23 protein-coding genes and 2 pseudogenes are annotated in these 23,895 nt (G+C 72.3%); 14 read left to right on the plus strand and 11 right to left on the minus strand.

Annotated elements, in window-relative coordinates; all coding sequences use genetic code 11:
• Positions 1-12 precede the first annotated feature (12 nt).
• The gene (locus D0Z67_RS24560; RefSeq protein WP_031183587.1) at positions 13-1,020 is read left to right on the plus strand and encodes a LacI family DNA-binding transcriptional regulator; all 1,008 of its coding nucleotides are present in this window, start codon (positions 13-15) and stop codon (positions 1,018-1,020) included.
• On the opposite strand, the gene D0Z67_RS24565 is transcribed toward D0Z67_RS24560, so the two are convergent.
• Positions 1,017-1,805, minus strand: coding sequence for a VOC family protein (locus tag D0Z67_RS24565; RefSeq protein WP_031183588.1), 789 nt, complete (start codon positions 1,803-1,805; stop codon positions 1,017-1,019). The two genes, D0Z67_RS24560 and D0Z67_RS24565, sit on opposite strands and share 4 nt — an antisense overlap.
• Positions 1,806-1,989: 184 nt before the next feature.
• On the opposite strand from D0Z67_RS24565, the gene D0Z67_RS24570 reads away from it, so the two are divergent.
• Positions 1,990-2,235 carry a WhiB family transcriptional regulator gene (locus tag D0Z67_RS24570; protein WP_031183589.1) on the plus strand — a complete coding sequence of 82 codons (246 nt, stop codon included), beginning with the start codon at positions 1,990-1,992 and terminating at the stop codon, positions 2,233-2,235.
• A 31-nt stretch (positions 2,236-2,266) separates the two neighbouring features.
• Here D0Z67_RS24570 and D0Z67_RS24575 read toward each other — a convergent pair whose 3' ends face one another.
• The 3 genes from D0Z67_RS24575 to ssgD all read right to left on the minus strand — a co-directional run bounded on the left by D0Z67_RS24575 (position 2,267) and on the right by ssgD (position 5,737).
• A complete protein-coding gene (locus D0Z67_RS24575; protein ID WP_031183590.1) occupies positions 2,267-3,241 on the minus strand; it encodes an acyl-ACP desaturase in 975 nt (324 codons plus the stop codon).
• 150 nt (positions 3,242-3,391) lie between these two features.
• On the minus strand, positions 3,392-5,017 hold the full coding sequence (locus D0Z67_RS24580; protein WP_031183591.1) for an ABC-F family ATP-binding cassette domain-containing protein: 1,626 nt from the start codon (positions 5,015-5,017) through the stop codon (positions 3,392-3,394).
• 303 nt (positions 5,018-5,320) lie between these two features.
• On the minus strand, positions 5,321-5,737 hold the full coding sequence (ssgD, locus tag D0Z67_RS24585; protein WP_031183592.1) for a spore wall synthesis regulator SsgD: 417 nt from the start codon (positions 5,735-5,737) through the stop codon (positions 5,321-5,323).
• Positions 5,738-5,943: 206 nt separating this feature from the next.
• Here ssgD and D0Z67_RS24590 point away from each other — a divergent pair, with 206 nt between their 5' ends.
• A complete protein-coding gene (locus D0Z67_RS24590; RefSeq protein WP_031183593.1) occupies positions 5,944-6,273 on the plus strand; it encodes a hypothetical protein in 330 nt (109 codons plus the stop codon).
• Between the two features lie 12 nt (positions 6,274-6,285).
• Here the strand turns inward: D0Z67_RS24590 and D0Z67_RS24595 are convergent, their stop codons facing one another.
• Positions 6,286-6,582: a YciI family protein gene (locus D0Z67_RS24595; protein WP_031183594.1), complete on the minus strand. Its 297-nt coding sequence runs from the start codon at positions 6,580-6,582 to the stop codon at positions 6,286-6,288.
• A gap of 42 nt (positions 6,583-6,624) precedes the next feature.
• On the opposite strand from D0Z67_RS24595, the gene D0Z67_RS24600 reads away from it, so the two are divergent.
• Entirely contained in the window at positions 6,625-7,323 is a 699-nt protein-coding gene (locus D0Z67_RS24600) for an endonuclease V (RefSeq protein ID WP_031183595.1), read from the plus strand.
• Here D0Z67_RS24600 and D0Z67_RS24605 read toward each other — a convergent pair whose 3' ends face one another.
• Together D0Z67_RS24605 and D0Z67_RS24610 are read right to left on the minus strand one after the other, a co-directional pair.
• Complete coding sequence (locus D0Z67_RS24605; RefSeq protein ID WP_234312916.1) at positions 7,324-8,244, minus strand: GNAT family N-acetyltransferase; 921 nt, start codon at positions 8,242-8,244, stop codon at positions 7,324-7,326. It abuts the gene before it with no gap.
• A 49-nt stretch (positions 8,245-8,293) separates the two neighbouring features.
• Positions 8,294-9,496 carry a saccharopine dehydrogenase family protein gene (locus D0Z67_RS24610; RefSeq protein WP_031183596.1) on the minus strand — a complete coding sequence of 401 codons (1,203 nt, stop codon included), beginning with the start codon at positions 9,494-9,496 and terminating at the stop codon, positions 8,294-8,296.
• A 221-nt stretch (positions 9,497-9,717) separates the two neighbouring features.
• On the opposite strand from D0Z67_RS24610, the gene D0Z67_RS24615 reads away from it, so the two are divergent.
• The 3 genes from D0Z67_RS24615 to D0Z67_RS24625 are packed head-to-tail and all read left to right on the plus strand — an operon-like array spanning position 9,718 to position 14,298.
• A complete protein-coding gene (locus tag D0Z67_RS24615) occupies positions 9,718-10,845 on the plus strand; it encodes a CaiB/BaiF CoA transferase family protein (RefSeq protein WP_031183597.1) in 1,128 nt (375 codons plus the stop codon).
• A gap of 22 nt (positions 10,846-10,867) precedes the next feature.
• On the plus strand, positions 10,868-12,082 hold the full coding sequence (locus D0Z67_RS24620; RefSeq protein ID WP_031183598.1) for an acetyl-CoA C-acetyltransferase: 1,215 nt from the start codon (positions 10,868-10,870) through the stop codon (positions 12,080-12,082).
• 41 nt (positions 12,083-12,123) lie between these two features.
• Positions 12,124-14,298, plus strand: a complete 2,175-nt coding sequence (locus tag D0Z67_RS24625; protein WP_031183599.1) for a 3-hydroxyacyl-CoA dehydrogenase NAD-binding domain-containing protein — start codon at positions 12,124-12,126, stop codon at positions 14,296-14,298.
• A gap of 60 nt (positions 14,299-14,358) precedes the next feature.
• On the opposite strand, the gene D0Z67_RS24630 is transcribed toward D0Z67_RS24625, so the two are convergent.
• Positions 14,359-15,297 (minus strand): GlxA family transcriptional regulator, encoded by a 939-nt coding sequence (locus D0Z67_RS24630; protein WP_031183600.1) that lies wholly within the window; start codon positions 15,295-15,297, stop codon positions 14,359-14,361.
• Between the two features lie 194 nt (positions 15,298-15,491).
• On the opposite strand from D0Z67_RS24630, the gene D0Z67_RS24635 reads away from it, so the two are divergent.
• From D0Z67_RS24635 to D0Z67_RS24645, 3 genes are read left to right on the plus strand one after another with little or no spacing between them, the layout of a single operon-like run.
• On the plus strand, positions 15,492-16,193 hold the full coding sequence (locus D0Z67_RS24635) for a DJ-1/PfpI family protein (protein ID WP_031183601.1): 702 nt from the start codon (positions 15,492-15,494) through the stop codon (positions 16,191-16,193).
• 37 nt (positions 16,194-16,230) lie between these two features.
• On the plus strand, positions 16,231-16,548 hold the full coding sequence (locus D0Z67_RS24640; protein WP_031183602.1) for a hypothetical protein: 318 nt from the start codon (positions 16,231-16,233) through the stop codon (positions 16,546-16,548).
• On the plus strand, positions 16,545-17,000 hold the full coding sequence (locus D0Z67_RS24645; RefSeq protein ID WP_031183603.1) for a hypothetical protein: 456 nt from the start codon (positions 16,545-16,547) through the stop codon (positions 16,998-17,000). The genes D0Z67_RS24640 and D0Z67_RS24645 overlap by 4 nt, the downstream gene beginning before the upstream one ends.
• Positions 17,001-17,013: 13 nt before the next feature.
• On the opposite strand, the pseudogene D0Z67_RS24650 reads toward D0Z67_RS24645, so the two are convergent.
• Together D0Z67_RS24650 and D0Z67_RS24655 are read right to left on the minus strand one after the other, a co-directional pair.
• Positions 17,014-17,795 (minus strand): annotated as a pseudogene (locus tag D0Z67_RS24650) (IS5 family transposase).
• A gap of 176 nt (positions 17,796-17,971) precedes the next feature.
• Positions 17,972-18,925 (minus strand): IS481 family transposase, encoded by a 954-nt coding sequence (locus D0Z67_RS24655; protein WP_131589706.1) that lies wholly within the window; start codon positions 18,923-18,925, stop codon positions 17,972-17,974.
• 213 nt (positions 18,926-19,138) lie between these two features.
• On the opposite strand from D0Z67_RS24655, the pseudogene D0Z67_RS24660 reads away from it, so the two are divergent.
• Positions 19,139-19,920: pseudogene (locus D0Z67_RS24660) on the plus strand (IS5 family transposase).
• 158 nt (positions 19,921-20,078) lie between these two features.
• Here D0Z67_RS24660 and D0Z67_RS24670 read toward each other — a convergent pair.
• Positions 20,079-20,795, minus strand: coding sequence for a MerR family transcriptional regulator (locus tag D0Z67_RS24670; RefSeq protein WP_031183830.1), 717 nt, complete (start codon positions 20,793-20,795; stop codon positions 20,079-20,081).
• 208 nt (positions 20,796-21,003) lie between these two features.
• Between D0Z67_RS24670 and D0Z67_RS24675 the strand changes: the two genes are divergently transcribed.
• Genes D0Z67_RS24675 through D0Z67_RS24685 form a run of 3 tightly spaced genes read left to right on the plus strand, consistent with a single transcriptional unit; the run spans position 21,004 to position 23,894 of the window.
• Complete coding sequence (locus D0Z67_RS24675) at positions 21,004-22,470, plus strand: amino acid permease (protein WP_031183829.1); 1,467 nt, start codon at positions 21,004-21,006, stop codon at positions 22,468-22,470.
• Between the two features lie 42 nt (positions 22,471-22,512).
• Positions 22,513-23,001, plus strand: a complete 489-nt coding sequence (locus D0Z67_RS24680) for a macro domain-containing protein (RefSeq protein ID WP_031183828.1) — start codon at positions 22,513-22,515, stop codon at positions 22,999-23,001.
• Positions 22,998-23,894, plus strand: a complete 897-nt coding sequence (locus D0Z67_RS24685; RefSeq protein WP_031183827.1) for a PfkB family carbohydrate kinase — start codon at positions 22,998-23,000, stop codon at positions 23,892-23,894. The genes D0Z67_RS24680 and D0Z67_RS24685 overlap by 4 nt, the downstream gene beginning before the upstream one ends.
• The last annotated feature ends 1 nt before the right edge of the window (position 23,895 follow it).

Consider the following 23,895-nt stretch of genomic DNA (forward strand, 5'->3'; position numbering starts at 1 on the left):
GAGGAGCACCGAGTGAGCGAGGCAGTGTCGCGTCCCACGCTGGAGGCAGTGGCCGCGCGGGCCGGGGTCTCCCGCGCCACCGTCTCCCGGGTCGTCAACGGCGGCGACGGCGTACGCGACTCGCTCGTCACCCGCGTCCGCCAGGCGGTCGACGAACTCGGCTACGTCCCCAACCAGGCCGCCCGCAGCCTGGTCACCAAGCGGCACGACGCCGTCGCGGTCGTCATCGCCGAACCCGGCACCCGCGTCTTCGCCGACCCCTTCTTCGCCGCCCAGTTGCGCGGCATCAGCAAGGAACTCACCGCCCACGACAACCAGTTGGTGCTGCTGCTCACCGAGGGCCGGGACGACCACGCCCGGGTCGCCCGCTACCTCGCCGGCGGCCATGTCGACGGCGCCCTGGTCTTCTCCCTCCACCTCGACGACCCGCTGCCCGGCCTGATCCGCGACGCGGGCGTCCGCACGGTCTTCGGCGGCCGCCCCGACTGGGACGACGGGGACAGCGGCGGCGCGGTGTACGTCGACAGCGACAACCGGGGCGGCGCCCGCGACGCGGTACGGCACCTCGTCGGCCTCGGCCGGACCCGGATCGCGCACATCACCGGCGCCCTGGACCAGACCTCCGCCGTCGACCGGCTGGACGGCTACCGGGATGTGATGGGGGACGCCGACCCCGAGCTGGTCGTGGAGAGCGACTTCACCCCGGGCGGCGGCGAACACGCCATGCGCGAACTCCTCACCCGCCGCCCCGACGTCGACGCCGTCTTCGCCGCCAACGACCTCACCGCCCTCGGCGCGCTGCGCGTGCTGCGCGCCGAGGGGCGCCGGGTACCCGAGGACGTCGCAGTGATCGGCTTCGACGACATGGCCCCGGTGGCCGAACAGACCGACCCGCCGCTCACCACGGTCCGCCAGGACATAGAGGAGATGGGCCGCATCATGGCCCGCCTCCTCCTAGGCGGCGGCCCGGCCGGCGGGGTCATCCTGCCGACCACGATCGTCCGCCGGGCGTCCGCCTAGGCGGTCTGCGCCGGGTCGCCCTTGATCACCGCGAACTCGTACCCGTGCGGGTCGGCGAGGCGGGCCAGCCGGCCCACGCCGGGGACGCTGGTGGCGGGGAGGCGGACCGACCCGCCGAGCTCAGCAGCGCGGGCCACCAGGGCGTCGGTGTCGTCCGCGCCGAAGTACGGGAGCCAGGAGGCGGCGGTGTCGGCCGGGTCCTCGAAGGTGGGGACGATGCCGCCGAACATGGCGTCCTCGTCGGCGCCGCCGGGGTACAGCGAGGTGTAGACACCGCCGGGGAACTCGACACCGGAGGTCTCCACGCCGAGCACCCGGTGATAGAAGGCCGCGGCCGCCGCCACGTCCGGGGTGTGCAGCTCGACCCAGCAGAGGGCGCCCGGCTCGGTCGCCACGTCCAGGCCCTCCACCGGGTCCGGCTGCCAGACGCGGAACGCGGCACCCGCGCGGTCCTTCAGGCCCGCCACCCGGCCGAGTCCCAGCAGCTCCGTCGGCCAGAACACCACCGTGCCGTGCGCCACCCCGGCGGCCTCGGCGGTGCCCAGCGCGTCCGCGCAGCGGAAGTACACCGTCCAGCCCGCCCGGCCACGCTCCGGGTCCAGCGCCATCGCCCCGGCGACCGTCCTGCCGTCGCGCTGGAGGAGGACGTAACCGCCCGTCTCCGGGCCCGCGGGCGCGGGCTCCCAGCCGAAGAGGCCGCCGTAGAAGGCGAGGCTCGCGGGCAGATCGGGGGAACCGAGGTCGATCCAGTTGGGAGCGCCGTCGGGGAAACGGGTGGTGAGCATGCGTGCCCTCCTCGGGGACCGTGCCGTCCTTGGCCCCGACGAGTCTTCCACCGGCCGGGGAGGATCGCCCCGCGCGCCGCCGTGCGCGGGCGTGTCCGCCCGGAGGATCATCGGGACGGCCCACACGGCGCTTGTCGACACGGCGTTGATCAAACGTTTTTCGGCACCCGGCACGATCCTCGCCATGCACATCGAGACGATCACACCGGCCGATCCGGCCTGGCAGGGCCAGGCCCTGTGCGCGCAGACCGGGGCGGACTTCTTCTTCCCCGAGCCCGGCAGTTCGGTGCGCGAGGCCAAACGGATCTGCGCCCTGTGCGAGATCCGCCCCGCCTGCCTCGACTACGCCCTCGCCCACGACGAGCGCTTCGGCGTCTGGGGCGGCCTCTCCGAACGCGAACGGCTCGCCCTGCGCCGTACGGCCCGCTGAAGCACGGGCCGTACGGGTTTCAGGGCCGGCCTCAGCCGGCCGCCCGCGCCGCCATGCGCGCCTTGCGGGCCGCGAGGCGCTCGTCGAACTTGGCGGCCTCCGAGTCCAGTCCGCCCATGTACACGCCCAGCTCCTCCTGGGCCTTCAGGCCCTCCGGGCCGAGGCCGTCGATCTCCATGATCTTCAGGAAGCGCAGGACCGGCTGGAGCACGTCGTCGTGGTGGATACGGAGGTTGTAGACCTCTCCTATGGCCATCTGCGCGGCAGCGCGCTCGAAGCCGGGGATGCCGTGGCCCGGCATGCGGAAGTCGACCACGACGTCACGGACCGCCTGCATGGTCAGGTCGGGCGCCAGCTCGAACGCTGCCTTCAGCAGGTTCCGGTAGAAGACCATGTGCAGGTTCTCGTCGGTGGCGATGCGGGCCAGCATGCGGTCGCAGACCGGATCGCCGGACTGGTGGCCGGTGTTGCGGTGCGAGATCCGGGTGGCCAGCTCCTGGAAGGCGACGTAGGCGACCGAGTGCAGCATCGAGTGCCGGTTGTCGGACTCGAAGCCCTCGCTCATGTGCGACATCCGGAACCGCTCCAGCGCGTCCGGGTCGACCGCGCGCGAGGCGAGCAGGTAGTCGCGCATCACGATGCCGTGCCGGCCCTCCTCGGCGGTCCAGCGGTGCACCCAGGTGCCCCAGGCGCCGTCCCGGCCGAACAGCGAGGCGATCTCGTGGTGGTAGCTCGGCAGGTTGTCCTCGGTCAGCAGGTTGACGACCAGCGCGACCCGGCCGATGTCGGTGACCTTGGACTGCTCCTTGCCCCACGCCTCGCCGTCCTCGAAGAGGCCCGGGAAGTTGCGCCCGTCGCTCCACGGCACGTACTCGTGCGGCATCCAGTCCTTGGCGACCTTCAGGTGCCGGTTCAGCTCGGTCTCGACCACCTCTTCCAGCGCGAACAGCAGCCGCGCGTCGGTCCAGGCGGACGGGCTGCCGAGGTGAGGGGAGGTGATCGTCACGGGGGTACTCCAAAAAACGGCCGAGCAGAAAAGGGAGATTCGTCGACATAGCCACCCAGAAGGACGGCGTCACGAACCTACGGCTTCGTAGCCTACGTGTCCGTAGGTTACGAAGCCGTAGGTTAAGGCGGGCGTAAGGACCGCCGCCGGTCAGCCGATCTCCTCCCGCGCGGCGTCCCGCAACTCCCCGTCGGCCACCAGCAGCCAGCGGGTGATGCCGATCGAGTCCAGGAACGGCAGATCGTGCCCGGCGACGATCAGCGCACCCTCGTACGACTCCAGCGCCGAGGTCAGCTGGCGCACGCTCGCCATGTCCAGGTTGTTGGTCGGCTCGTCCAGCAGCAGCAGTTGCGGGGCGGGTTCGGCCAGCAGCAGCGCGGCGAGCGCGGCCCGGAAGCGTTCGCCGCCGGAGAGGGTGCCGGCCAGCTGATCGGCCCGTTTGCCCCGGAACAGGAAGCGGGCGAGCCGGGCGCGGACCCGGTTGGGGGTGGCGCCCGGCGCGAACCGGGCCACGTTCTCCGCGACCGTCGCCCCGTCGTCCAGCACGTCCAGCCGCTGGGGCAGGAAGCGCAGCGGCACATGGGCCTCGGCCAGCCCGGCCACCGGGGGCAGCTCCCCGGCGATCGTCCGCAACAGGGTCGTCTTCCCGGCCCCGTTGCGCCCGACGAGCGCGATCCGCTCCGGGCCCCGCAGATCCAACAGGCCCGGCACGCCCGGACCGTGGACCGTCTTCAGCTTCTCCAGCGTGAGCACCTGCCGGCCGGGCGGCACCGCGGTGTACGGCAGGTCGACGCGGATCTCGTCGTCGTCCCGGACCGCCTCCACCGCCTCGTCCAGCCGCTCCCGGGCCTCCGCGAGGCGCTCCTCGTGCATGATGCGGTGCTTGCCGGCGGACTCCTGGGCGGCGCGTTTGCGGGCGCCCATCACGATCTTCGGCTCGCGCTTGGAGTCGGACATCTTCTGCCCGTACCGCTTGCGGCGGGCCAGCTTCATGTGGGCGTCGGTGAGTTCGCGGCGCTGCTTGCGGACGTCGGCCTCCGCGGCGCGCACCGTCCGTTCGGCCGCTTCCTGCTCGACGGCGAGGGCCTCCTCGTAGGCGGAGTAGTTGCCGCCGTACCAGGCGACCTCGCCGGCCCGGAGGTCGGCGATCTGGTCGACCAGGTCCAGCAGTTCGCGGTCGTGGCTGACCACGACGAGGACGCCGGGCCAGGAGGCCACGGCCGCGTGCAGCCGGCGGCGGGCGTACAGGTCGAGGTTGTTGGTGGGTTCGTCCAGCAGCAGGACGTCGGGGCGGCGCAGCAGCAGCGCGGCCAGCCGGAGCAGTACCGACTCGCCGCCGGAGACCTCGCCGACCGTGCGGTCCAGGCCGATGTGGCCGAGGCCGAGTTCGCCGAGGGTGACCAGGGCGCGCTCCTCCACGTCCCAGTCCTCGTCGAGGGTCTCGAAGTGCTCCTCGGCCGCGTCGCCCGCCTCGATGGCGTGCAGCGCGGCCCGCTTGGCGGCGATGCCCAGGGCATCGTCGACGCGGAGGGCGGTGTCCAGGGTGACGTTCTGCGGGAGCAGGCCGACCTCGCCGGACACCCTGACCGTGCCGCCGGTGGGGACGAGCGCGCCGGAGAGCAGTTTCAGCAGGGTGGACTTGCCCGAACCGTTGGCGCCGACCAGCCCCGTGCGGCCGGGGCCGAAGGAGATGTCGAGGCCGTCCAGGACGGGGGTGCCGTCCGGCCAGGCGAAGGTCAGGGAGGTGGCGGAGAGGGAAGACGCGGGTGATGACATACGGGCCTCACGGGTGCCGGGTGCGGTCTGGTCGGGGGAGCTGACGAGACACCGCGGGGCGGAAACCGGAAGCCTTCAGGCACGGGGGGGCCGGGAAAACTGGGCCCGGAGGCCGAGAAGAAGGGCCTGTGCCAGAGGGACGGCTCGTACGCCGAGGTCGAACGCCACGCACACCTCACCGGTGTGAACGCGATGTCTCATGACCTCAGACGAGCAACGTCCTTCTCCTATCGACGGCAACAGAACCGCCGTACACGCTACGAACGGCTGTGAAGCCTGTCAACGCGATTAACGCGGGACCGGTCAGCCCGAGTCCCGCATCAGCTCGGCCAGCCCCCGGTCCAGGTCGAGCTGCAGATGCTCCAGACCCACCGGCACCAGCTCCCCGGCCGCCCGCAGAAAGCGCCGGATCTCTCCGGAGCGCACATGCACCACGGCGGTGCCCTCCGGCGCGTGGAACTCCAGCACGGTCCGGTCGTAACCGTAGGGCCGCACCCGTACGTCCCCCTCGCCCTGCGGCTCGTGCAGCCCGGCGGACAGCAGCTCGCGGGAGAAGGTCCAGCACACCTCCACGCCCGCCAGGGTGGCCGGGGCGGGGAAGGTCATCCGGACGGCGTAGGGGTCGCGCCGGTCGTAGTGCAGGGCGGCGGGAATGCTCGGCATGCGGGGCGCGGCGGCGACCAGACGCGCCTCCACGATTGCCTCGATCACGGTGGACAAAGCCTGTGCTCCCTCGGACGGCTGGACACTGCTCCTCGGCGGGTGGCGGCCCGACACCGGGAGAGACGTCGGAAGCCCTCGTTCCGTGCACACCCGGCCGGAGTGACCTCGGTCACGGTCCGGGGGTGCGAAACGGGTCCGAATCCGGGTACTCGCGTCCCTACCGGACAGCCCGCGAGGGCCGCAGGGCGACGAAGGGAGCGACCATGCCAGCCGGTTCCAGCCCCAAGCGTGAGCGGCAGTACGAGCACATCAAGGAGAGCGAGCTGGACCAGGGGGCGAGCGAGGACCGCGCCGAGGAGATCGCCGCGCGCACGGTCAACAAGGAGCGCGCCCGCGCCGGTGAGTCCAGGACCGCGAGCCGTTCCTCGACCGAGGACATCTCCTCCGGCCGGCGCGGTGGCCTGCGCTCCGGCAAGGGCCCGCAGGGCCCGACGTACGACCAGCTCTACAACGAGGCGAAGCAGCGCGGCATCCACGGCCGCTCCGACATGAACAAGGAGCAGCTCCGGCGCGCGCTGGACGAGAAGAAGTGAGCGGGAGCGGGGTCAGCCCGCGTTCTGCCGGTACCGCGCCAGCTCGGGCGCCGTCTTGGTGGCGGTGAACTCGGTGACGCGGTACTCGCACACCCCGGCGGTGACGAACGGGTCCGCCGCGACGACCGCCTCGATCTCCGCCCGGCTGTCCGCGGCGGCCAGGATCACCCCGCCGTCGCGGGGGTTCTTGCGGCCGGAGGCGAGGAACAGCCCCTTGTCGTACTGCTCGTCCAGCCAGGCCACATGAGCGCTCAGGGCGGCGTCGACGGCGTCGAGCGGGGCGGTGTACGTCAGCTCCAGTACGAACATGATCGCGAGCCTACCCCGGCGCTCGGTATCGTCGGGGCCACCATGATCACCGCAGAGGTTCCCGCCGACTGGCCCGCCACCGAGGCGGAGGCCCGCGCCGTCCAGGACGCCCTGCGCGGCCGTGTCGTCCTCGACGAGCCCGGTCCGCCGCCCGGCACCGGCCATGTCACCGGCGTGGACGTGGCCTACGACGACGCACGCGATCTGGTCGCGGCGGCGGCCGTGGTCCTGGACGCGGCCACCCTCGCCGTCGTCGCCGAGGCGACCGCCGTGGGCCGGGTCGCCTTCCCCTACGTCCCCGGTCTGCTCGCCTTCCGTGAGCTGCCGGCCGTACGGGCGGCCCTGGACGCGCTGCCCTGCCCGCCCGGCCTGGTCGTCTGCGACGGCTACGGCCTCGCCCATCCCCGCCGCCTCGGCCTCGCCGCCCACCTCGGCGTCCTGACCGGGCTGCCCACGATCGGGGTGGCGAAGAACCCGTTCACCTTCACCCACCCCGCCCTCGCCCCGGCGCGGGGGAGCACGGCTCCGCTGCTCGCGGAGGACGAGGAGGAGGTGGGCGCGGCCCTGCGTACGCGCAGTGAGGTCAAGCCGGTCTATGTGTCGGTCGGACACAGGGTCTCGCTGGAGACCGCCGTCGCCCACACTCTCGCCCTCACCCCGAAGTACCGCCTCCCGGAGACGACGCGCAGGGCGGACGCGTTGTGCCGAAGGGCGCTGCGGGATCTCAGCCCGCCGGCTTGATCAGCGGGGCGTCGCGGGACAGCTCGCGGAACCCCAGCCCGTAGTAGAGCCCGCGTGGCTCGGGGCGCCGAGGCAGACGACCGTCGCATGGGTGGCTCCGGCCGCTCGGGCCAGGTGCATTCCGTGGAGCATCATCGCGTGGGCCAGGCCGAGGCGGCGGTGGGCGGGGTGGGTGCCCACCGGTTCGAACTCGACGGTCTGGTTCATGTGGTCGAGCCACATGATCGTGGAGGCGGCCATGGTGCCGTCGAGGGCCTCCACCAGAACGTGCAGGTCGGCCCGGTAGGCCGCCGTCCGCCGGACGCCCTCGTAGCTCTGGGCCGTGTAGGCCGAGGGGGACCAGGCATCCAGGTGGGCCCGCACTGCGGCCCGGGGCCCCGCCTCTTCGGCGGTGCGGAAGCGGAAGCCGGGCGGCAGGACGGGCTGCTCCAGATCGGTGAGGTCCCGCTGGTTGAGCTGGGTCCAGTCGCCGTCGTCGGCGAGCGCCTGGGCGTCGGGCAGGTAGCCGTGGGCCGCCCAGCGGGTCAGGCCGAACTCGTCGGCGGTCGTCGGCAGGGCGGTGCGCTCCAGGGCGGCCGCCACCGTGTCGTACCAGTCGATCACCTCGTCGACCAGCCCCGCGTGATCGGGATGGACCTGGTGGCTCAGCGAGGCGCCGGTGACATCGGTGACCGACCCGTCGTCGCGCCGGACCCGGTGGGGGAGGAAGGCCCAGGCCCACGCCGCCAGCTCGCCACCGGAGAGCCACAGTCGGCGGCGCCAGGTGGAGCCCTGGTCGGCGTGGCCCTTGCCGTACACCCAGGCCAGTTCGCCGTACGAGGCGCCCGCGCCGATCAGGTCCGGGCGGAGGGCGGTGACGCGCTGCGCCAGGCCCTGCATGAGCGGGATGTCCGAGGCTGCCAGGGGCGCGGAGTCCGTCATGGGGCGCCACTGTGCCAGGCCCGGCGGCGCCCCAGGAACCGGTTTTCGCTCAGACGCTCCGCTCGGCCACCACCCGGAACCCGATCCCGGCCGCGCGCAGCCGCTCCAGCAGCGCGTCGCCCATCGCGGTGGCCGGGGTGAGCTGGCCGGAGCGGCCCGGGAGGTCGTCCGTCGCCAGGGACAGGGCCGCCTCCGCGAACATCTTCGCCGTCTCCCCGTAGCCCGGGTCGCCGCCCGTGACCTCGGTGAACACGCGCCGGCCGCCGCCCTCGCCGACGAAGCGGACGCGGAACCAGCTCCGGGCGCGCTTCTCGGCGTCCGGGCCCTCGCCGGGCTGGAGCCGGCCGGAGAGCCAGGAGCGGACGGGGGTGAGCTGGGCCGCCACCGCGAGGACGCCCACGCCCGCGAGCCCCGCCGCCGCGACCGGGAGGTGCTCGACCGCCGCGTAGTGCCGGTAGCGGAAGTCGGGGCCGTAGCGGTCCAGGGACTTGGCGGAGCGGTACACGATCTGCGGGTCGATGGTGGGCAGCGGCAGCGCCCAGGCGCCGACCTCCCCGGCGAACCGGGGCGCGCCCGTCGGGGCGGAGACCCGGCGGTCCATCAGGCGCGGTTCGTGCCGGGCCCGGTCGCGGGCCGCCGCCCACATGCTCCCGGCCCGCGCGAACTGGTTCAGCGCCGAGGCGAGCGTGCCCCCGGAGAAGGTGGCGTTCGCCGTGACGAACCCGTCCACCCGCAGCGGCACCCCCTCGGGAAGCTGCCGCACCGTGAAGTAGGCGCCGAGGTCGTGCGGTACGGAGTCGAAGCCGCAGGCGTGCACCAGCCGGGCCCCGGTCTCGCGGGCGCGGGCGTCGTGGCGGATGAACATCAGGTCCACGAACTCGGGCTCGCCGGTGAGGTCGAGGTAGTCCGTGCCGCTGTCGGCGCAGGCGGCGACCAGTTCCTCGCCGTAGGTGATGTACGGGCCGACGGTCGAGGCCACCACGCGGGACTGTTCCGCGAGCGCCCGCAGGGTGGCGGGCTCGCTCACGTCGGCGCGGAGCACTCCGATGGCCGAGCCGCCGGGCAGTCGCTCGCGCAGCGCCTCCAGCCTGCCGGTGTCCCGGCCAGCGACGGCCCAGCGCAGGCCCTCGGGCGCGTGCGCGGCGAGATACTCCGCCGTCAGCGTGCCGACGAAGCCGGTGGCGCCGAACAGCACGATGTCGTAGGGGCGGTCCGTGTCGGAGGGACGGTCCGTCGATTTCAGCCTGCTCATGACACTCCTTGCCGTGCAGCCCGCGCGACTGTCGGGGGCCGAGGCTAGCGTGAACGGTGCGGGGCCCGGCAGGCGCCCCGTGCGGTGTGCCCGGGGAATCGGGGCGCACCGGGGCACTTCGCTAAGCGCCCGCTCGTTCAGGTCTTGTGCCGGGTGCCCGGTGTTCCTAGCATCACCGGTGTTACATCGTTTGTGTCATACGCGCTTGGGGGCATGACGGCATGACGACGGCAACGACGCCGGGGCAGGGCCCGCTCAGCGGGGTGCGGGTGGTCGAGCTGGCCGGGATCGGCCCCGGCCCCTTCGCCGCGATGCTCCTGGCCGACCTGGGCGCCGACGTGGTCCGGGTGGACCGCCCCGACGGCCCCGGCCTCGGCATCGACCCCGCGCGGGACGTCACCAACCGCAACAAGCGCTCCGTCGTCGTCGACCTCAAGGCCTCCGACGGCCCCGCCCGGGTGCTCGACCTCGCCGAGCGCGCCGACGTCCTGATCGAGGGCTACCGCCCCGGTGTCGCCGAGCGCCTCGGCGTCGGCCCCGCCGACTGCCACGCCCGCAACCCCCGCCTGGTGTATGGCCGGATGACCGGCTGGGGCCAGGATGGACCGCTCGCCGACCGCGCCGGGCACGACGCCTCCTACATCGCCGTCACCGGCACCCTCGGCATGATCGGCCGCCCCGGCGAACCCCCGGCCCTGCCCGCCAACCTCCTCGGGGACTACGCGGGCGGCTCCCTCTATCTCGTCGTCGGCGTCCTCGCCGCCCTGCACCACGCCCGCGCCACCGGCACCGGCCAGGTGGTGGACGCCGCCATCGTGGACGGCACCGCCCACCTCTCCGCCATGATCCACGGCATGCTCGCCGCCGGCGCCTGGCAGGACCGCCGCGCCGCCAACCTCCTGGACGGCGGTTGCCCCTACTACGGCACCTACGAGACCGCCGACGGCGAGTACATGGCGGTCGGCGCCCTGGAACCCCGGTTCTACGCCGAGTTCCTCCGCCTCCTCGGCCTCGACGGCCTGGCCGGCGCCCACCACGACCCGGCCCGCTGGCCCGAGCTGCGCGAACGGATCGCCGCCCGCTTCAAGTCCGGTACGCGCGACGACTGGACCGCCCGCTTCGAGGGCACCGACGCCTGCGTGGCCCCCGTACTGAGCCTGCGCGAGGCCCCACACCATCCCCACCTGGCCGCCCGCGCCACCTTCACCGAGCACGACGGGCTGGTGCAGCCCGCCCCCGCCCCGCGTTTCTCCGCCACCCCCACCCGCGTCCGCACCGGCCCCGCCCTGCCCGGCACCGGCGCCCAGGACGTGGCCCGCGACTGGGACCTCCCCGAAGCCACCGCCTGACACCCTCCCGAAAGGCACACCAGTGACCACCGAAGCGTTTGTGTACGACGCGATCCGCACCCCGCGCGGCCGAGGCAAGGCCAACGGCGGGCTGCACGGCACCAAGCCGGTCGACCTGGTCGTCGGCCTGATCCACGAGATCCGCGCCCGCTTCCCCGGTCTGGACCCGGCCGCCATCGACGACATCGTGCTCGGCGTCGTCGGCCCGGTCGGCGACCAGGGCTCCGACATCGCCCGTATCGCCGCCGTCGCCGCCGGGCTGCCGGACACCGTGGCGGGCGTACAGGAGAACCGCTTCTGCGCCTCGGGTCTGGAGGCCGTCAACACCGCCGCCGCCAAGGTCCGTTCCGGCTGGGAGGACCTGGTGCTGGCGGGCGGTGTCGAGTCGATGTCCCGGGTGCCGATGGCCTCGGACGGCGGCGCCTGGTTCAACGACCCGATGACCAACCTCGCCACCAACTTCGTCCCGCAGGGCATCGGCGCCGACCTCATCGCGACCATCGAGGGCTTCAGCCGCCGGGACGTCGACGAGTACGCGGCCCTGTCCCAGGAGCGCGCCGCCCATGCCTGGAAGGAGGGCCGCTTCGCGCGCTCGGTCGTCCCGGTCAGGGACCGCGCGGGCCTGACCGTCCTCGACCACGACGAGCACCCCCGCCCCGGCACCACCGCCGACTCCCTCGCGGGTCTGAAGCCGTCCTTCGCCGACATCGGCGAGCTGGGCGGGTTCGACGCGGTCGCGCTGCAGAAGTACCACTGGGTGGAGAAGATCGACCACGTCCACCACGCGGGCAACTCCTCCGGCATCGTCGACGGCGCCTCCCTGGTCGCCATCGGCTCCCGCGAGGTGGGGGAGCGGTACGGGCTCACCCCCCGCGCCCGGATCGTCTCCGCCGCCGTCTCCGGCTCCGAGCCCACCATCATGCTCACCGGCCCGGCCCCGGCCACCCGCAAGGCGCTCGCCAAGGCCGGGCTGACCATCGACGACATCGACCTGGTCGAGATCAACGAGGCGTTCGCCGCCGTCGTCCTGCGCTTCGTCAAGGACATGGGCCTGTCCCTGGACAAGGTCAACGTCAACGGCGGCGCCATCGCGCTCGGCCACCCCCTCGGCGCCACCGGCGCGATGATCCTCGGCACCCTCGTGGACGAACTGGAGCGCCAGGACAAGCGGTACGGCCTGGCCACCCTGTGCGTCGGCGGCGGCATGGGCATCGCCACGATCATCGAACGCGTCTGAACTCCCAGCGGAAACAAGCGACTTCTACGGAGACGACTGTCATGACCGAGAGCACCACCATCCGCTGGGAACAGGACGACACCGGTGTCGTCACCCTCGTCCTCGACGACCCCGGCCAGTCCGCGAACACCATGAACCAGGCGTTCCGCGAGTCCCTCGCCGTGATCACCGACCGGCTGGAGGCCGAGAAGGACTCGATCCGGGGCATCATCCTCACCTCCGCGAAGAAGACCTTCTTCGCGGGCGGCGACCTGCGCGACCTGATCCGGGTCACCCCCGACACCGCCCAGGACCTCTTCGACGGCGGCCTCGCCATCAAGCGGAACCTGCGCCGCATCGAGACCCTCGGCGTACCCGTGGTCGCCGCCATCAACGGCGCGGCCCTCGGCGGCGGCTTCGAGATCGCCCTCGCCTGCCACCACCGGATCGCCCTCGACGCCCCCGGCTCCAAGATCGGCTGCCCCGAGGTCACCCTCGGCCTGCTCCCCGGCGGTGGCGGCGTCGCCCGTACCGTCCGGCTGCTCGGCATCACCGACGCGCTGCTGAAGGTGCTGCTCCAGGGCACCCAGTACAACCCGCGCCGCGCCCTGGACAACGGGCTCGTGCACGAGGTGGTCCGGACGCCGGAGGAACTGACCGCGCGGGCCCGCGACTTCATCGACGCCCACCCCGAGTCCCAGCAGCCCTGGGACAAGCCCGGCTACAAGATCCCCGGCGGCACCCCGGCCACCCCGAAGTTCGCCGCCAACCTGCCCGCCTTCCCGGCCTCGCTGCGCAAGCAGACAGGCGGCGCGCCCTACCCCGCGCCGCGCAACATCCTCGCCGCCGCCGTCGAGGGCGCCCAGGTCGACTTCGAGACCGCGCAGGTCATCGAGGCGCGGTACTTCGTGGAGCTGGCCGCCGGGCAGACCGCGAAGAACATGATCCAGGCGTTCTTCTTCGACCTCCAGGCCGTCAACTCCGGCGTCAGCCGCCCGGGGGGCGTCGAGCCGCGCAAGGTCCGCAAGGTGGCCGTGCTCGGCGCGGGCATGATGGGCGCCGGGATCGCCTACTCCTGCGCCCGCGCGGGCATCGAGGTCGTCCTCAAGGACGTCTCGCTGGAGGCGGCGGCCAAGGGCAAGGGCTACTCCGAGCAGTTGTGCGCCAAGGCCGTCGCCAAGGGCCGCACCAGCCAGGAGAAGGCCGACGCCCTGCTGGCCCGGATCACCCCGGCCGCCGACGCGGCCGACCTCGCGGGCTGCGACGCGGTGATCGAGGCGGTCTTCGAGGACACCGCGCTCAAGCACAAGGTGTTCCAGGAGATCCAGTCCGTCGTCGAACCCGACGCGCTGCTCTGCTCCAACACCTCCACGCTGCCCATCACCGCGCTGGCCGAGGGCGTCGAGCGCCAGGGCGACTTCATCGGGCTGCACTTCTTCTCGCCGGTCGACAAGATGCCGCTGGTCGAGATCATCAAGGGCGAGCGCACCGGGGACGAGGCGCTGGCCCGCGCCTTCGACCTGGTCCGGCAGATCAACAAGACGCCGATCGTGGTCAACGACTCGCGCGGCTTCTTCACCTCGCGGGTGATCGGCCACTTCATCAACGAGGGCGTCGCCATGGTCGGCGAGGGGCTGGAGCCCGCGTCGGTGGAGCAGGCGGCGGCCCAGGCGGGCTACCCGGCCAAGGTCCTCTCCCTGATGGACGAGCTGACCCTCACCCTCCCGCGCAAGATCCGCGCCGAGACCCGCCGTGCCGTGGAGGAGGCGGGCGGCACCTGGACCCCGCACCCCGCCGACGAGGTGGTGGACCGCCTGGTCGACGAGTTCGGCCGCCCCGGCCGCAGCGGCGGCGCCGGCTTCTACGACTACGAGGACGGCAAGCGCGCCGCCCTCTGGCCGGGCCTGCGCGAGCACTTCACCAAGCCGGGGTACGAGATCCCGTTCGAGGACATGCAGGAGCGCATGCTCTTCGCCGAAGCCCTGGACACCGTACGGCTGTTGGAGGAGGGCGTCCTCACCTCCGTCGCCGACGCCAACATCGGCTCCATCCTCGGCATCGGCTTCCCCGGCTGGACCGGCGGCGTCCTCCAGTACATCAACGGCTACGAGGGCGGCCTGCCCGGCTTCGTGGCCCGTTCGCGCGAGCTGGCCGAGCGGTACGGGGAGCGGTTCACGCCTCCGGCGCTGCTGGTGGAGAAGGCGGAGAAGGGCGAGACCTTCACCGACGCGCGCTGACGCCTTCCGCAAGGTGCGCCCTCCGGGGAGCCAGGCCCCCCGGAGGGCGCCCCTTGCCGCTCACGCGAACGTGCGCCGGTAGGTCTGGGGGCTGACGCCGGTGGTGCGCTTGAAACGGTCGCGGAAGGTGGTGGGGGAGGCGAAGCCGACCTGATGGCCGATGCGTTCGACGGAGTGGGCCGTGGTCTCCAGCAGGTGCTGCGCCTGGCGGACGCGGGCGCGGTGCAGCCATTGCAGCGGGGTGGTGCCGGTCTGGTCGCGGAAGCGCCGGATCAGGGTGCGCGTGCTGGTCCCCGCGCGCTCCGCGATGTCGGCGAGGGTGAGGTCGCGGGCCAGGTTCTCCCGCAGCCAGGCGAGCAGCGTCTCCCACTCGGAGCCCTGCGGGGTGGGAACGTGGTCGTGGACGATGAACTGGGCCTGGCCGCCCTCGCGTTCCAGCGGCATCACCGACAGGCGGGCCGCGTCGGCGGCGACGGCCGAGCCGTAGTCACGGCGGATCATGTGCAGGCACAGGTCCAGGCCGGCGGCCGCGCCCGCCGAGGTGAGGAACTGCCCGTTGTCGACATAGAGGACGTCCGGGTCGACGTCGACGGCCGGGTAGGTGGCGGCCAGGAGGGCGGCCGCACGCCAGTGGGTCGTGGCGCGCAGGCCGTCCAGCAGACCGGTGGCGGCCAGGGGGAAGGTGCCCACGCAGACGGAGGCGATCCGCGTGCCGTCGGCGGCGGCCGCGCGCAGCGCGTCCCGTACGGCGGGGGAGAGCGGGGCGGTGGGTTCCGCGACACCCGGCACGATGATCGTGTCCGCGCCGTCGAGACCCGCCAGCCCCCAGGGGGCGCGTACGGCGAAGGCCCCGGCGTCGATCTCCTCGCGCTCGGCGCACACCCGGACCTGGTAGCCGGGCCGCCCGTCCGGCAGACGGGACCGGGAGAACACCTCGATCGGCGTCGACAGGTCGAACGGGATCACCCGGTCCAGGGCCAGGACGGCGACGGTGTGCATGGCAAGAACGTACCTCTCCGCAGCCTGGACGGTGTCGCTGCCTTCTCGGACAACCCATGTTCAGCGCCCTGAGGAGCCCGCCGAAAGCCTTTGGCGTTTTCCCGTCGAACCTTGTCATTAGTGCCACTGGGCGATCACGGCGGCGACCGGTTGACTTCGGGTGTCCGAAGGAGAACGACCCGAGGGGACCCCCCATGCACGCCCAGATCGTCCTGTTCGACGGCTTCGATCCGCTCGACGTCATCGCCCCCTACGAGGTGCTGTACGCCGGCGGCACGGCGTCGGACGGCGCGGTGACCGTCGAGCTGGTCTCCGCCGAGGGTCCCCGCGAGGTGGTCAGCGGCACCGGAGGGCTGACCCTGCGCGCCACCGGAGCCGTCGACCTCGAACGCGCGGACCTGCTCCTGGTACCCGGCGCCTCCGGGCGCGTGGGCGAACCCGGCGAGGTGCCGGACGAGGAGTCGGCCGAGGAGAGGGCCGCCGGTGAACCGGAGCGGGACGAACTGAGCGCCGTACTGCTGGCCCGCACGCTGACCACCGGGCTCCCCGCGCTCCTCGGGCGCGCGATGGACGATCCGGGCATCACCGTGGCCACCGTCTGCGGCGGCTCGCTGGTCCTGGCCATGGCGGGCCTGCTGGAGGGGCGGCACGCGACCACCCACCACCTGGGCCTCGACCTGCTGGACGCCACCGGCGCCCACATGGTCCGCGCCCGCGTCGTGGACGACGGCGACCTGATCACCGGCGCCGGGGTCACCTCCGGGCTCGACCTGAGCCTGTACCTGCTGGAGCGCGAGGTGGGCCCCCGCATCGCGCACGCCGTCGAGGAACTCTTCGCCCACGAGCGGCGCGGCACCGTCTGGCGGGCCAAGGGGCCGACCCCCGCCGCGCTCTGAGCTTCGCCCTCCCCGCACCATCAGAAGGAACATCAGCATGTCCGTAGCAGGCACCTGGCATCTGTCCGTCTCCACACCCGTCGGCCGGATCAAGGCCGTGGTGGACCTCCACGAGCGGGACGGACTCCTGACCGGCGTCGCCCGGGGAGCCGGCGAGGAAGTGCCGCTCCGTGACGTCACGCTCGACGGCGACCGGCTCACCTGGAAGCAGGCCGTCACCCAGCCCCTGCGGCTGAACCTGGCGTTCGACGTCACGGTCGACGGCGACACCCTCCGGGGCACCTCGCGGGCCGGCCGCCTCCCCTCCTCGAAGGTCACCGGCGAGCGCCGTCCGGACGGGGAGCAGCCGGCATGACCAAGGTGCTCCTCTCCCTGCACGTCCTGGCCGCACTCCTCGCCGTGGGGCCGGTCGCCGTCGCCGCGAGCATGTTCCCCCCGACGCTGCGCCGTGCCCTCGCGGGCCCCGACGACGGCGAGGGCACCGCCCGGACGACCCTGCGGACCCTGCACCGCATCTGCCGCGTCTACGCGGGCATCGGCGCCGCCGTCCCGCTCTTCGGCTTCGCCACGGCGGGCAGCCTCGGTGTCCTCGGCGACGGCTGGCTGATCGCCTCGATCGCGCTGACCGCGGCGGCCGCCGCACTCCTGGCCCTGTTGATCCTGCCCGCCCAGGACCGTGCGCTGGACGGGGACCCGAACCCCGTGGCCCCGGGCCGGCTCGCCATGCTCACCGGCGTCTTCAACCTGCTGTGGGCCACGGTCACCGTCCTGATGATCATCCGCCCCGGCTCCACCACGGGCGCGTGAGCCGGGCCGGCGCCTAGGGGGTGTCCGGAAAGTCGTTGAGCCAGAGGCGGAGGCAGGCAAGGGTGACCATGGCCCGGTAGTGAATGGCTCGTTTGTCGTAGCGTGTGGCCAGGGCCCGGTTCTGCTTGAGGCGGCTGAAGCAGCGCTCGATGACGTTGCGCCGCCGGTAAGCGGCTTTGTCGAGGCGGCAGCGGCTCTCGCCGCGGCGGATGCGTCCGTTGATCTGGTCGATGCGTTCCGGGATCGCTGCCGCGATGCCGCGTCGTCGCAGGTAGGCGCGGATCTTGCGGGCCGAGTAGCCTTTGTCCGCGACGACGCGGCCGGGCCGGGTGCGCGGCCGGCCCGGCCCAGGACGCGCGATCTTGATCTGGTCCATGACCGGCTCGAGCTGAGTGCAGTCGTTCACGTTCCCGCCCGTCAGCGTGAACGCCAGGGGCCGGCCCAGGCCGTCGCAGGCCAGGTGGATCTTGCTGGTCAGGCCGCCCCGCGACCGGCCGAGCGCCTCGCCTTCCCAGGGCCCCCTTTTCGGGCCCCGGCGGCGTGCTGATGGGCCCGGACCGTGGTCGAGTCCACGCACACAACCGTCCAGTCGACCCGCCCGACGGCGTCGGAGTGCTGCTGGACGTGGGCCAGCAGACGGTCCCACGTGCCGTCGGCGGACCAGTTCCGGAACCGTTCGTAGACCGTCTTCCAGGGCCCGTACCGCTCGGGCAGGTCACGCCAGGCAGCCCCGGTGGACAGCTTCCACAAGATCCCGTTCACCACCTGCCGCCGGTCCCGACCAGGCCTGCCCATCCGACCCGGCGCCAGCAACGGAGCGATCAACGCCCACGACTCATCGGTCAGTTCATGCCTACGCACCACGAACGGACCAACGAGCCACCGACTTTCCGGACACCCCCTAGGGGGTGTCGTTTGGATCAGGTCGGCCGAGACTGACTGCGCCTCTCGGCATGATCCAGCGACAGGCCCTAGGTGTATTGACCCGCAGCGTTGTTGACGCGGCTGATCGGTGGGTGGCCTCCGAGTGCGGTGTGGCAGCGGTGGTGGTTGTCGGTGTGGAGGAAGTCTGCCAGGGCGTCGGTGCGTTCGGTGTTGGTGGTGTAGGGCCGCTGGTAGGCCCATTCGTCGAGCAGGGTGCGGTTGAAGCGTTCGACCTTGCCGTTGGTCTGCGGCCGGTAGGGGCGAGTCAGCTTGCCGGCCGCACCGATCTCGGTGAGCACCTTTTTCCAGGCCAGGCCCTTGCGGTAGGCCCAGGCGTTGTCGGTCAGGACCCGCTCGATCCGGTCGATGCCCTGGGCGTGGAAGAAGGCGGCCGCGCGGGTCAGGAAGCCCGCGCAGGTCGCGGCTTTCTCGTCGGGGTGGATCTCGCTGTAGGCCAGGCGGGAGTGGTCGTCGACGGCGGAGTGGACGTAGTCGAAGCCCATGCCGCGGATCGGGCGGCCGGCCTCGCGGCCGTTGGTCTTGTGGCCGCCGCCGTCGGGGATCCGGCCCAGCTTCTTCACGTCCACGTGGATCAGCTCGCCCGGCCGGTCACGCTCGTAACGGCGGATGACGGTGCCGGTCGGCCGGTCGATCCAGGCCAGCCGGTTGAGGCGGTGGCGGGTCAGGATCCGGTGCACGGTCGAGGTGGGAAGGCCCACGATCGGGCCGATCCGGGCCGGGCCCAGCTTGCGGCTCTGCCGCAGGTCGCAGACGCGGTCTTCCACCGCGGACGCGGTCCGGTGCGGTGTCGTGTGAGGCCGGCTGGAGCGGTCCTGCAGTCCCGCCTCGCCCTCGGTCCGCCACCGGCGGATCCATTTATGGGCGGTGGCGCGGGAGATACCCATCTCGGCGGCCACATGAGCGACCGGACGGCCTGAGCGGACACGTTCGACCAGCAGCCTCCTACCGAAGACGGTCAGCCGGGCATTACGGTGGGGCACGAAGACCTCCGTGCGGTGAGTTCCTAGACAGCTCCCACCACACCGGAGGTCTTCGCCATGTTCAAGACCACAGCCGTGTCAACAACGCTCGTGATCAATACACCTAGGGGGTGTCCGGAAAGTCGGTGGCTCGTTGGTCCGTTCGTGGTGCGTAGGCATGAACTGACCGATGAGTCGTGGGCGTTGATCGCTCCGTTGCTGGCGCCGGGTCGGATGGGCAGGCCTGGTCGGGACCGGCGGCAGGTGGTGAACGGGATCTTGTGGAAGCTGTCCACCGGGGCTGCCTGGCGTGACCTGCCCGAGCGGTACGGGCCCTGGAAGACGGTCTACGAACGGTTCCGGAACTGGTCCGCCGACGGCACGTGGGACCGTCTGCTGGCCCACGTCCAGCAGCACTCCGACGCCGTCGGGCGGGTCGACTGGACGGTTGTGTGCGTGGACTCGACCACGGTCCGGGCCCATCAGCACGCCGCCGGGGCCCGAAAAGGGGGCCCTGGGAAGGCGAGGCGCTCGGCCGGTCGCGGGGCGGCCTGACCAGCAAGATCCACCTGGCCTGCGACGGCCTGGGCCGGCCCCTGGCGTTCACGCTGACGGGCGGGAACGTGAACGACTGCACTCAGCTCGAGCCGGTCATGGACCAGATCAAGATCGCGCGTCCTGGGCCGGGCCGGCCGCGCACCCGGCCCGGCCGCGTCGTCGCGGACAAAGGCTACTCGGCCCGCAAGATCCGCGCCTACCTGCGACGACGCGGCATCGCGGCAGCGATCCCGGAACGCATCGACCAGATCAACGGACGCATCCGCCGCGGCGAGAGCCGCTGCCGCCTCGACAAAGCCGCTTACCGGCGGCGCAACGTCATCGAGCGCTGCTTCAGCCGCCTCAAGCAGAACCGGGCCCTGGCCACACGCTACGACAAACGAGCCATTCACTACCGGGCCATGGTCACCCTTGCCTGCCTCCGCCTCTGGCTCAACGACTTTCCGGACACCCCCTAGGGGGTGTCTTGTCGATCACGCCGGGCTCGCGACGCCTGGCACCGCACCTCGCCGCGTTGTCGTCGGTCCCCGATGCTCCGCATCGACTCCCTCCTCCGCCTTGCGATGCACGGCACCAGACGCCGCTCCCTGATCCGGCCTGATCGACAAGACACCCCCTAGTCCTCCGAGGTGTGCTCCTCGTCGTCCCCCAGCCACTCCCGCACCTCTTGTCGCAGCGACCGCTGGAACGTGGTCAGGAGGGCCTGGATGACCAGGGGCTGCATGTGGGCGGAGAGGGTGCGGACGTCCTTCGGGGTGTGTTCGGGGACCGCGTCGCGCAGGAGGGAGGAGAGTTCGCGGGCGGCGGCGCGGGAGTGGTCGAGGAGGGTGGTGCGGGCGGCGAGGATGACCTCCTGGGAGAAGGGGAGGTCGAGGAGCTGCACGGCGAGCCGCAGCAGGCCGGTGTCCACCCGCCAGTCGTCCCCCTCGGCGGCCAGCACGTCCATCGCCGCCAGCCGCCGTACGTCCTCCTCGGTCAGCCGGCGCCCCGCGCGGCGGTCCAGCTCGGCGCGGCCGACCGTCTCCACCGCCTCCGGGGCCCAGGAGGAGACGACCGCCCGGTGCACCGCGAGATCCTGGGCGGTGAGGCCGGCCGGGAGCCGGTTGATGTACCGCTCGATCGCCGCCAGCGTCATGCCCTGGAGCCGCAGCTCCTCGATCAGCGCCAGCCGGGACAGGTGCGCACTGCCGTACCGGCCGACCCGCCGGGGGCCGATCTCCGGCGGCGGGAGCAGACCGCGGGTGCCGTAGAAACGCACCGTGCGCACGGTGACGCCGGACCGCGCGGCCAGCTCGTCGATGGTGAGGGTGGGGTCCTCGGCCTCGGTCGTCATCGCAGCAGTATCGCTGTCGCAGCAGGAGTGTGAAACCCGCGAAGGTCATGTGAGAAGTGCCGCTCTGTGACGTGGACCACCGCATATCGGGTGATCTCTCTGGGAAGCTGCTGCCTTGGTCTGTACCGCGACATGATCGTGCGGCGCGGGCCGCCCTGTAAGGAACCGGCCCCTCGTGGTCCGGGAGTACCAGAGAGTGGAACGACCCGTGAGCAAGGACGCCGTTGACTCGGCCCCGGCCGCTGCCACCACGCAAGCGGCCCAGACGCCCGCGGACGCGGGCGACGCCGGTTACAGCAAGGACCTCAAGGCCCGCCACATCAACATGATCGCCATCGGCGGCGCCATCGGCACCGGCCTGTTCCTAGGAGCGGGCGGCCGCCTGCACAACGCGGGCCCCGCGCTCGCCCTGGCCTATCTGGTCTGCGGAGTCTTCGCCTTCTTCGTGGTGCGGGCGCTGGGCGAGCTGGTCCTGTACCGCCCGTCCTCCGGGTCCTTCGTGTCGTACGCGCGCGAGTTCCTCGGTGAGAAGGGCGCCTATGTCGCCGGCTGGATGTACTTCCTGAACTGGTCGACGACCGGCATCGCCGACATCACCGCGATCGCGCTCTACACGCACTACTGGAGCATGTTCACGTCCATACCGCAGTGGGTGCTGGCACTCGTCGCGCTGGCCGTGGTGCTCGCCGTGAACCTGATCTCGGTGAAGATCTTCGGCGAGATGGAGTTCTGGTTCGCGATCATCAAGGTCGCCACCCTGGTGGGCTTCATGCTCATCGGCATCTTCCTGCTGGCCACCCAGCACGACGTGGGCGGTCACCAGCCGGGCGTCAGCCTCATCACCGACCACGGCGGGATCTTCCCGCACGGCATGATGCCGGTCGTCCTGGTGATGCAGGGCGTGATCTTCGCGTACGCCGCGCTCGAACTGGTCGGCGTCGCCGCCGGTGAGACCGCCGAGCCGGAGAAGGTCGTCCCGCGCGCGGTGAACTCGATCATGTGGCGCGTCGGCGTGTTCTACGTCGGCTCCGTCGTGCTGCTCGCCCTGCTGCTGCCCGGCTCGGTGTACTCCGCCGACCAGAGCCCCTTCGTGACCGTCCTGTCCAAGGTCGGCATCCCGGCGGCCGGCGACGTGATGAACCTCGTGGTGCTCACCGCCGCCATGTCCTCGCTGAACTCCGGCCTGTACTCCACCGGCCGCATCCTGCGCTCCATGGCGACGGCCGGTTCCGCGCCGAAGTTCACCGCCCGGATGAACCGCAGCCAGGTCCCCTACGGCGGCATCCTGCTGACCTGCGCGGTCTGCGTGCTCGGCGTCGGCCTGAACTACCTCGTGCCCAGCCAGGCGTTCGAGATCGTGCTGAACGTGGCCTCGCTCGGCATCATCAGCACCTGGGTGATCATCATGGTCTGCCACATGATCTTCGTCCGCCGTGCCCGCGAGGGCCAGGTCACCCGGCCGCACTTCCAGCTCAAGTTCAGCCCGGTCACCGAGATCGTCACGATCGCCTTCCTGCTGGTCTGTCTCGGCATGATGTGGAACGACCCCGAGGTCGGCCGCCGCACCCTCTACCTGATCCCGCTGATCGCCGTCCTGCTGGTCGCCGGCTGGTTCGGCGTCCGCCGCCGGGTCACCGCGAACACGGACCGGGAGCTGACCGACCTCACGAAGTAGCAGCTCGGGGCCACTGTCAGTGGCTGCCCCTACGGTGGCGTCATGTCGGAGATCCTTTACATCCGGGATGACGCCACCGTTCCGTGTGCGGAGGGCCCCAAGGTGATCGCCCATGTCTGCAACGACATCGGCGGCTGGGGGAGGGGCTTCGTCTCCGCGCTGTCCGCGCGCTGGCCGGAGCCGGAGGCGGCCTACCGGGCCTGGTACCGGGGCCGCGCGGCGAACGACTTCGGTCTGGGCGCCGTCCAGCTCGTCGAGGTGGGCCCGCGCCTGTGGGTGGCCAACATGATCGGCCAGCACGGCATCAGGGTGCGCGGCAAGGGCGTCCCGGTGCGGTACGAGGCGATCGACACCGCGCTCGGACGGCTCGCCGACCAAGTGATCGAACTCGGTGCCTCCGTGCACATGCCCCGCATAGGCTGCGGTCTGGCGGGCGGCGAGTGGCCGCGCGTGGAGCCGCTCGTGCGCGGGCGGCTGCTGGGCCGGGGCATCCCGGTGACCGTGTACGACCACGGGGAGGGCGGCGCATGACCGACGTGCTGGTGCTGGGCGGAGCCGGGGTGGACACCATCGTCCGGGTGCCCGAGCTGCCATTGCCCTTTGCCGACAGTTATCCCGTCGACACCGGTGTGCACACCCGCGCCGGGCAGACCGGTGACTTCGTCGCGCTGGGCCTGGCCGCGCTGGGCCTCGACGTGCACCACCTCGACCTGATCGGCGACGACCCCGAGGGCGACCTCGTGCGGGCCCTGCACCGGGAGCGCGGCATCGCCCTGACCGCGCTGCCCCAGCCCGCCGGCACCAAGCGCGCCGTCAATCTGGTCGGCCCCGACGGCCGCCGCCTCTCCCTGTACGACACCAGCCGCGCCCGCCCCGGCGACCGCTTCCCCGACGATGTGCTGCGCCCCCTCGCCAAGGCCGCCCGGCACGTCCACGTGACCATCACCCAGCCCTGCGCCGAGGCCCTGCCCCTGCTCCGGGAGACGGGCGTGCCCCTTTCCACCGACCTGCACGACTGGGACGGCGAGAACCCGTACCACGAGCCGTACGCCCTCGCCGCCGACGTGGTCTTCCTCTCCGCCACCGCCCTCACCGACCCCGAGCGCACCATGCGCCGGACAGCGGAGCGCGGCCGGGCCCGGATCGTCGTCGCCACGGCGGGCGCCGAGGGCGCGTATCTGCTGGCCGACGGCGAGCTGACCCACGTCCCGCCCATGACCCCGCCCGCCCCGGTGGTCGACTCCAACGGCGCGGGCGACGCCTTCGCCGCCGCCTTCCTCTACGGCCGCCTCGCCGGGGAGACACCCGAGCGCTGCGCCCGCTACGGCGCGGCGGCGGGCGCGTACGCCTGCACCGTCCCGGCCACCCGCACGGACGCGATAGGCCGCGACGGCCTCCTCGGAGAGGGCGCCGTCACGGCCTAGG

The organism is Streptomyces seoulensis (genome assembly GCF_004328625.1).
GTDB classification, from domain to species: domain Bacteria; phylum Actinomycetota; class Actinomycetes; order Streptomycetales; family Streptomycetaceae; genus Streptomyces; species Streptomyces seoulensis.